At 53.8% G+C, this 8,503-nt stretch carries 7 protein-coding genes; 4 read left to right on the top strand and 3 right to left on the bottom strand.

Annotated elements, in window-relative coordinates:
• Together BBG20_RS16765 and BBG20_RS16760 are read right to left on the bottom strand one after the other, a co-directional pair.
• Nucleotides 1-1,085, bottom strand: a 1,085-nt coding sequence (locus tag BBG20_RS16765; RefSeq protein ID WP_065905296.1) for an APC family permease, incomplete at its 3' end; no start/stop codon positions are given.
• Between the two features lie 269 nt (nucleotides 1,086-1,354).
• Nucleotides 1,355-1,714 carry a winged helix-turn-helix transcriptional regulator gene (locus tag BBG20_RS16760; protein WP_065905294.1) on the bottom strand — a complete coding sequence of 120 codons (360 nt, stop codon included), beginning with the start codon at nucleotides 1,712-1,714 and terminating at the stop codon, nucleotides 1,355-1,357.
• Nucleotides 1,715-1,814: 100 nt separating this feature from the next.
• Between BBG20_RS16760 and BBG20_RS16755 the strand changes: the two genes are divergently transcribed.
• On the top strand, nucleotides 1,815-2,564 hold the full coding sequence (locus tag BBG20_RS16755; RefSeq protein WP_065905292.1) for an SDR family NAD(P)-dependent oxidoreductase: 750 nt from the start codon (nucleotides 1,815-1,817) through the stop codon (nucleotides 2,562-2,564).
• A 375-nt stretch (nucleotides 2,565-2,939) separates the two neighbouring features.
• Here the strand turns inward: BBG20_RS16755 and BBG20_RS33205 are convergent, their stop codons facing one another.
• Nucleotides 2,940-3,488, bottom strand: a complete 549-nt coding sequence (locus tag BBG20_RS33205; protein ID WP_065905290.1) for a hypothetical protein — start codon at nucleotides 3,486-3,488, stop codon at nucleotides 2,940-2,942.
• Between the two features lie 330 nt (nucleotides 3,489-3,818).
• Here BBG20_RS33205 and BBG20_RS16745 point away from each other — a divergent pair, with 330 nt between their 5' ends.
• The 3 genes from BBG20_RS16745 to BBG20_RS16735 are packed head-to-tail and all read left to right on the top strand — an operon-like array spanning nucleotide 3,819 to nucleotide 8,500.
• Nucleotides 3,819-5,471, top strand: coding sequence for an HAD hydrolase family protein (locus BBG20_RS16745; protein ID WP_177343948.1), 1,653 nt, complete (start codon nucleotides 3,819-3,821; stop codon nucleotides 5,469-5,471).
• 19 nt (nucleotides 5,472-5,490) lie between these two features.
• Nucleotides 5,491-6,609 (top strand): phosphoribosyltransferase-like protein, encoded by a 1,119-nt coding sequence (locus BBG20_RS16740; RefSeq protein WP_065905286.1) that lies wholly within the window; start codon nucleotides 5,491-5,493, stop codon nucleotides 6,607-6,609.
• Nucleotides 6,602-8,500 carry a hypothetical protein gene (locus BBG20_RS16735; protein ID WP_065905284.1) on the top strand — a complete coding sequence of 633 codons (1,899 nt, stop codon included), beginning with the start codon at nucleotides 6,602-6,604 and terminating at the stop codon, nucleotides 8,498-8,500. The genes BBG20_RS16740 and BBG20_RS16735 overlap by 8 nt, the downstream gene beginning before the upstream one ends.
• Nucleotides 8,501-8,503 lie beyond the last annotated feature (3 nt).

Raw genomic sequence — 8,503 nt, 5'->3', positions numbered from 1 at the left:
AAGACCATCGCGGCGAACGGAACCTTGCGTTTATCCACCCGCCGCAGCAGTGCAGACGCCGGCAGGATTTCGTCGCGGGCCATGCCAAACACGGCGCGACCGATATAGGTCTGGACCGAGACGACGCAGGCAATGAACGCCACCAATACAATCGCCACGAAGGGACGCTCAGCCCAGGCGCCGAACGCATCGACCACGGCGGGCGTGACCGGATCGATCACCTGGCCGGAGACCATGGCGGCAGTGTCGGTATAGGACAGCGTCACGGCGAATGCGGTAAGCATCACAGTCAGGCCGACCAGAATCATCGAGCGCAGGATCGCGCGGGGCGTCGAGGTGCGGGCGTCGGCGGTTTCTTCGGAGACTTGCGAGCACGCATCAAAGCCCAGAAACGCCCAGCCGCCGACCGCCATGGCGGTGAGGAAACCCGAGAAGTAGGTCCCGTCACTGGTCGACGTCGCGCTCAGACCTTCCAGCAGTATCGAAAACGAATGGTTACGGAAAAACAGCAGCAACAGCACCCCAATGCCAATCGAGGCGATGGCTTCCGCAACGATTCCTGCGTTGACGAAATACTTCAGCGGGTTGATCCCGAACAGGTTCACCCCCAGCCCCAGCAGTAACAGCACTGCGCCGCTGAACACCTGGGCATTCGCCGCCGGCGGTTCACCGGTAACGAACAGCCACAGCCAGAACCCGCCCAGATACGCCACGGTGGTCAAGGAAGCCAGGGCGGAGGCGAGGTACATGAACCCGGTAAACCAGGCCAGGCGTTCGCCAGCCAGGCGCTTGACCCACTGATAGCAGCCACCGGCCAACGGGTACTGCGAGGCAAGCTCGGCGTAAACCAACGCCACCAACAGCTGCAGGGCGAGGCACAACGGCACGATCCACACCCAGGAAGGGCCGGCATTCATGGCGCCCAGCGACATCACCGAATAGATACCCACCACGGGGGAGACCGTGGCGAAACCGACCGAAAACGACGACCAAAGCGACAGGCCGCGATGCAGTTGCTGGTCATAACCCTGGCTGTGCAGCAGGCGCTCATCGGCGTTTTGCCGGTCAGACAAATGAGAGGACATAGGTATTCCTTGGGTCGGCAGACACATTATTTTTAGGATCGCCCTTGTGTTCAGGGCGTACCGACGACGCATCCTCCATCACGGGGAGGAGTGAGGAGAGCTTAAGAGAGGCAAACATTTGGGAAAATCCATATGTTTGTAGGCTGGCATCTGGATTTTTGATGTTTGCGCGGTGCGGGGGATTGCAGCAAAGCTTGTTATTATTTCGTAACTATATGATTTAACTCAACTAAATAGTCATTTAGTTGAGTTGGCTATCGGGGCAGGGCTCAGGCCTGGGAGAGGGCGGCGGTACGCCGTTCGCTGATGCGTTCGACCGTCTGCATATGCTCGGTACCCCAGGCACACAGCCCACCCAGCGCCGTGGCCAGGGAACGGCCGAACGGCGTGAGGGAGTATTCGACCTTGGGCGGAATCTCCTGGAAGTCGACGCGCGCAATGATTTCATCACGCTCCAGTTCCTTGAGTTGCTGAATCAAGACCTTATCGGTCACGCCTCCAATCGCACGTTTGAGCTCGCCATAGCGGTGAACATTTTGCGCCAGGTTGAACAGGACCAGAGGCTTCCATTTGCCGCCAATCACCGCCAGCGCAGCTTCAAGCCCGCAGTTGAACGAATTGTTTGCCATGAGGGTGGTTGCTCCCAAGGGGTACTTACTTAAAGGTGCATACTATTCAAAATAATAGCGCGGATCTACAGTTGGGCTTCAACATTCCACGGAGTTCATCATGAGCAGGCTCAACGGCAAAATCGCAGTGGTTACCGGCGGCAACAGCGGCATCGGCCTGGCCAGCGCCATACGCTTTGCAGAAGAAGGCGCACAGGTTGTTATCGTGGGGCGTCGCCAAGAGGAACTGGACAAGGCGTTACAGCTGATCGGCCCTGGAGCCATCGCGATCCAGGGCGATATTTCCAACCTGGCGGACCTTGATCGCATCTATGCCCAGGTCAAAGCGACCAAGGGCCGGATCGATATCGTGTTCGCCAACGCAGGGCTCGGCGATTTCCAGCCCATCGGCGCAATCACTGAAGCGTCGTTTGATCGCACGTTTGGCATCAACGTCAAAGGCACGTTGTTCACCGTGCAAAAGGCCTTGCCACTGATGAGCGCAGGCGGCTCGGTGATCCTGACTGGTTCAACCACAGCCACCATGGGCACGCCGGCGTTCAGCGTGTACAGCGCCACTAAAGCCGCACTGCGTAATTTCGCCAGGAGCTGGGCACTGGACCTCAAAGGCACCGGCATCCGCGTCAACGTACTTTCACCCGGGCCAATCTCGACACCGGGCCTGGACCTGGCGCTTTCCGGCACAGGACAGAAAGATGCGATCATCGACGCGATGGTTGCGCAGATCCCACTGGACCGCATCGGCAAACCTGAAGAAGTCGCAGCAGCGGCGTTGTTCCTGGCGTCGGATGAAAGCAGCTTCATGACAGGCAGCGAAATGTTCGTGGATGGAGGCTTCGCGCAGGTTTGATCCAGAGAGGGGTTTTGCCCGTTGAAATCCGATGGGCACTGCCCCTGATTGCGTAATGTCGTATTGCGCATAATGTATATTATGTTAAACGACAGGTCGTGTCATAGATGTTCACGAGCTGCCTAAGCGACTGATTCGACGAATTGGTTGTTGACGCCTACTCTCTCAACGGGCCATGTCCATAGTGTTCATGACGAGTCCTTGAATGAGTTGGCTGCCGATGAGACTGATTCAGTGCCGTTTCTCTTCAGGTCAATGACTACCGCTGCTTGTAAAAGCTGGTGATGCGACTCCGTTGCCCATACTCATTCCGTTCATCTACGTCTGACTCAAACTCAGGCACCGCGCTTACAACACGGCTGCGGCACACTCGCTCTATTTCGCGGCAGTTCGCCTCTTCTTCTTGGCCGCTTTCGCCTCTTCAAACCCTGACTCTTTACGTGCTCTCGCCGCAGCGCCTGCGTCGGTAAGGTCGAGGACAACTACTGAAGTCCTCGCAGCCAGCTCTACGGGGAGTTGTGCCTCAAGTGCGACTCTCAACGCATCAGGTGTCTCAGGCGTTGCGCCTTCCGGCGGTGGCTGAATCTTCAGGTCGAGCCCGAACCAAAAGACAATATAGATCCCCTGCCCCTCTGTTTCGCTGCCGATGTTCAGGATATCAAGCGCATAAGCATCCGAGATCTTAGCCCCAAGATGAACAGCCTTGAGTGGCGCTGAACGGCTGAAAACTTTGATCTCTCTATCGCCATCTGGAATCACCCAGCGCCATTCGCGTTTGTATTTCCAATCGACAGCCTTGCACAACGATGCGGCAATGCCAAAAAGCTCGTTGAAATCCTTACCCTGGCGGTGAGCGGTATAAGCTGCAAGCATTATGACTTCCAGAATCTGATCATTTTGGAAATGCTTGCTCAAGAATGCCATTGCTCAAACGCCTGAAAAAAGGCAAGGTGCCACTGCGTGCGGTGTGATCAACGAGCAAGGAAGGAGCTGTTGGTGGGAAAACCATATCATGCGGAGCTAGATGCTATTCATGCTACCTATTCGTGGACAACACAGCAGGATGTGTCACGACTCCAAAGGTACTTGAGTAGATGGACCGGTGAATATGCATGTTTCGTCGGCTCTGGGGGCTCTTACTCAGCTGCGTTCGCGGCCGCTGAGTTGAGAGAAATCGCGCATGGATCTCCTACCCGTGCATTGACCCCAATGGAGCTGTCGGCTAAGGCCAGGTTCACTCCTACCTCAAGGATCATGCTGCTTTCAGCTGAGGGTCGCAATCCGGATGTTCTGGCTGCAGCGACCTGCGCTATGCAGTCGGATATGACTTGTGCGGCGCTAACGCTTACGAAAGACAATCCGCTCACAAAGCACGCTGTAGAGAACCGGGCAACACGAATTTTTTCTTATGAGATGCCGTGGGGCAAAGACGGCTACTTAGCAACCAATAGCCTGATCGCGACTGTTTTGCTGCTACACAGGGCTCTCTTTCCTGAAAGCACTGGAAGCGAGTTTTTTGCGCAGTTTTTCGATGCGGAGGTTTTGCTTCGGTACCGTAATCAGTGGCATGCGAATACCACGATGCAGATGATGGGTAGGCGAAACTTCATCGTTCTTCACGACCCGATGACCAAGTCTTTTGCCATCGACCTAGAATCCAAGCTCTCCGAGTCCGCAGTTGCCAAGGTTGAAATCGCCGATTACCGGCAGTTCGCTCATGGCCGACACCTACAGCTGGCAGATGGCGCCGCCGGCACCGCAGTCATTGCTGCTTTCAGCCGGGATTCCAAGTATCTGGCGGAAGCGACCTTGGGGCTTTTTCCATCGGATGTATTGACCTTTAAACTTGAGATTCCTGGTGAGGAGCCAAATGAATTGGTGGTCGCCGGGCTAGTGATGGCAACACTCCTAACCGAGACGATCGCCAGTGCAGTGGACCGGGACCCCGGGCAGCCAACGGTTCCAACCTTTGGCCGGAAGATTTATCGACTGAAGAGCACACAGCACTTTCGCCGTGGGGATCAATTAGAAAATCGATACTCGCTGGCGGCTTGGCGAAAGTTCGATCATCGCAACGTATCAGCAGACGAAATGGACACAGCCGAGATTGCGGCAAAAGTCTATGAGGGTAAGCTGAAGGCGGCAGCATACAAGGCGATCATCAGTGATTTCGACGGTACTCTATGCAATGCAGAAGACCGCTACAGCGGCATATGCCCACACATTGCAAAGCGAATTCTTCAGCTTATTGATGATGGCCTGATCTTCTCGATCGCCTCGGGTAGGGGCGGATCCTTGCGCAAGGATCTTGTTAAGGCGTTACCTCCAGAGTATCACAAAGCAATATGGGTCGGTTATTACGGCGGCTCGTTGATTCAACCCCTTGATGTAGAGGTCGAACATCCGCACCCCAACCCGGTATTCGAAGATCTTTTAGGCTGGCTCAAGACCACTGCGTACTACCCCCAAATGGAAAAATTTAGAAAATCCAGGGGGGGCCAACTGACTATCACGGTTGCTAGCCCAGAAGAGTCTAGAAAACTGCGCATGGCTTTACGCACCCGCCTCAATGCAGAAGGTCTCGGAGACTGGAAGGTGTTTTGCTCAGGTCACTCGATCGATGTCTTGGATGGCGACACGAGTAAGAACAAAGTAGTAAAGACGATTGGGGAGAAATTTGGCTTCGACCCACTTACCCAGGTTTTGCGTCTTGGGGATAGTGGTGATGAAGAAGGGAACGACTACGAATTGCTGAGCCAAGGCTGCAGTCTAAGCGCTGACCGTGTGTCTGCATCGTTGACCTCCTGTTGGAATTTCGCATCCCCAGGTGCGAGCCAGGCCGGTGCTACCCAACAGTATCTGGATTACCTGCAGAAAACTGACGAAGGGTTTGGGCTTCGTTTCTAATCTCCAAGGAAGGTATTACTTGAAGAGTAAAATTGCCCTGAGGTTGTTAGCTGTACAACTGGACTGGACTGACGAAGAGGCAACAGAAGAGTTCTCTGCACTTCAGTTGATGATCACCCACAAGTACGATGGCTATCAGGGGTTTCAGCCGGCCTCACGCTTCCATGTCGCCCTGCTGAATTGGTTAAGCCAGTTTCAGCACGTCGCACAAAGGCGGGTCGCGTTCAGCATTATTAAGGAGCGTCTGGTATACATCACGCAGCGAGAGATGCATCACTTGGTGAGTCTGATGATGCCGGAGCTAGACAGATTCATGCGCAAGCAGGTTGCGATGGAGTTAGGCGTTCAGTTCTACGAAACGTGGACTAATCCGGCTGCCGGTCGGCGGCTTTGCCTTCTTCGACGTCGAACACTCTTTGTAGGCTTAAGCGACGGTGCACGTATTGATGTCTTCCGTCGCTACAACGAGGGCAAGATCTCTAACGAGCAAGTTGTTCCCTTCAGCGAAATGTCCAGCCAGAAATGGAAGAGCCTTATCAAGGAACTCAGAGAGTGGTTGGACAAACACAACTATCAAGACGAACCCGCTTCGTTTGAATCAATATGTCTAGTGGATGACTTTTCAGGCTCGGGCGACTCCCTTCTCCGATTTGACGATGAAGAACAGATCTGGAAAGGCAAAATAAGCAAGTTCTATAATGTCAATCGCGAAAAAATCGGCGATATTCTTGCTGAAAAATGCCATCTCTATGCGCACCATCACTTGGCATCGTTCCAGGCTGAACAGGCGATTAATGATCGGCTAGCACGGTTCGGTGGAGACCATCCGGAGTTCAGCTACAACGCCACATTTTCTTACGTGCTCCCGCAAAGCATTGTGGTTGATGATCAGACTCCCCCGCCAGAGCTGATCGACCTCATCAAATGCCACTACAACAAAGGAATTCAAGATGACCATGTAGGGGACAACATATGGTTTGGCTATAGTGATTGCGGTTTGCCTTTGGTGCTCGAACACAACACACCGAATAATTCAATTGCCTTGCTCTGGGCTGACTCAACCGGGAGTGAATTTGCCGAGCAGCACAAAATGAAACCACTATTCGCTCGACGCAAACGGCATTCGACCAATGGATAATCCGTTTAAGAAGCGCGCTACTGAGTACGTGGCAGAACCCAGTACTTTGCTACCCCTGGTTAGCCACACTCCGCTACTTGAGTTTTTCTCGCTTGATGGCGTTGAGTTGCTGGAAAAGCTCAGCATCGTCGTGGGAACACCAGGATGCGGCAAAACCACGATCGCCCGAGTCATCGAATTTGACTCCCTGGCAACACTCGCTCGTGACCCAGTTGAGATCAATAAGGAGCTAGCTGTAGCGCTTACACAGCTCAGCATCCTGAAGGATGGGACGCCGTCCCTGTTAGCTTATCGCTTACCGATGACCACAAACTTTCGCAGCATCTGGGATCTGCCGTATTCAGAACCTATCCGGGCGACATTGCTCCGTGCTTATGTGCAGTCCAAGGCGGTTTTAGGTTGGTTCCGACAGCTTGAAACTGTCGAAGAGCTAGACATCGAACAAATCGAGATTGTTATAGGCAGCGATTCGGAGTCAGCGCGTCAAGTCCTTAAAGCCGATTCGCCCAGTGATTTTCGGGAATATGCGCGGAGAATCGAGCTCGCGGTGTTCAAAGTGATCACTGCACTTGTAGCGCCCAGCGAGCAGGACCTGGCAGAAATTATCAATGAGTCATATGACGTCTTCGAATACATAGAGCGATTCAGGGTGAGGAACTGGATCGTCGGCACGCCGGGTGAGTATGTTGACCTACTGCCAATGGCCATCGTCGACGATGCCCACGAACTGCACCCTCTCCAATTTGCTCAGCTACGAGACTGGCTGAAGCGCCGCAATATCAATATCGGCCGCTGGGTGATGTGCCGTCCGGATGTCGTATCTCCTGAGGATTATCGAGATGCGATGGCCAAGGATGTGATAGAAGATGGCGAGCAACGACCAGGCACAACAGGTGGACGAGACTACATTCTTCGCTTGATGCAACCAAGCAATCGCAGCGCCAGACGTTTTTTGGTCGTCGCTCGAGATATCAGCAGTCGGTATCTCAATGGTATAAATGAGCTATCCCGCCGTTCGATCAAGACACTCCCTAATATCCTTGATCACAACAACGTATCTTTGACTGCGTCTCAGCTTGAGCAACTGCGCAAGAGCGTGGTGGAGTTTCAGCAGGAGTCGAGGCTTTCTAAAACGGTTATCGACTCATTAAGTGCTCGCATTCCAGAGACAACCCAACCTGACGAAGCTCTAGCAGCCTTCCGGATTCTACTCAGACGCGAATGGAATAGGTCCCCTCAGCTTGGCCTGCTCGATGACGATCCAACAGATGAACCGCTGACAGGTGATCGCACCATCAGCCCTGCTCTGCTCGAGGGCGCTCGCTTGCAGTTGTTCCATGAGTTTGGCCGGCCGTATTACTTCGGCATGGACAAACTCGCAGAGGCTAGTAACAACAACATTGAGCAGTTCATTCGCCTTTCTGGATCCCTCATCGACGAGCTGATTGTCCGCGTCGTTAGAAACAGGAAGCCAGAGCTTTCAGCCAAGCTTCAACATGATGCTTTGCGAAAGCTCTCACTGAAGATTATGGACGAATGGGACTTCCCTTATCACGCTTTGGTTAAAGACCTTCTGGGCGGCATGGCGAAGCGCTGTTTGGATCGGACGCTACTGCCCAACGCCCCTCTCGACCATGGGGCCAATGCAATTGGCATTCCTCAGGAAGAAATGGACAAGGTGCTTGCTCGATCTGAACGCCTTACCCGTGTTCTTCACTTTGCGTTTGCCTATAAGGCCTTGGTGTTCGTCCCACAATACAAATGTAAAGGGCGGGTTTGGTGCCTCCTGGAGATCGGGGCTATTCCGAGCATCGCCTATGGTTTGACCCTGCGCCGCGGTGGCTTCATTGAGGACACTCTATCTGGCCTGCAGTCGCAGCTTAAGGAATAAGTA

The sequence above is a fragment of the Pseudomonas aylmerensis genome (assembly GCF_001702265.1).
Classification (GTDB): Bacteria; Pseudomonadota; Gammaproteobacteria; order Pseudomonadales; family Pseudomonadaceae; genus Aquipseudomonas; species Aquipseudomonas aylmerensis.
This window is presented reverse-complemented; position numbering and strand designations above follow the sequence as displayed.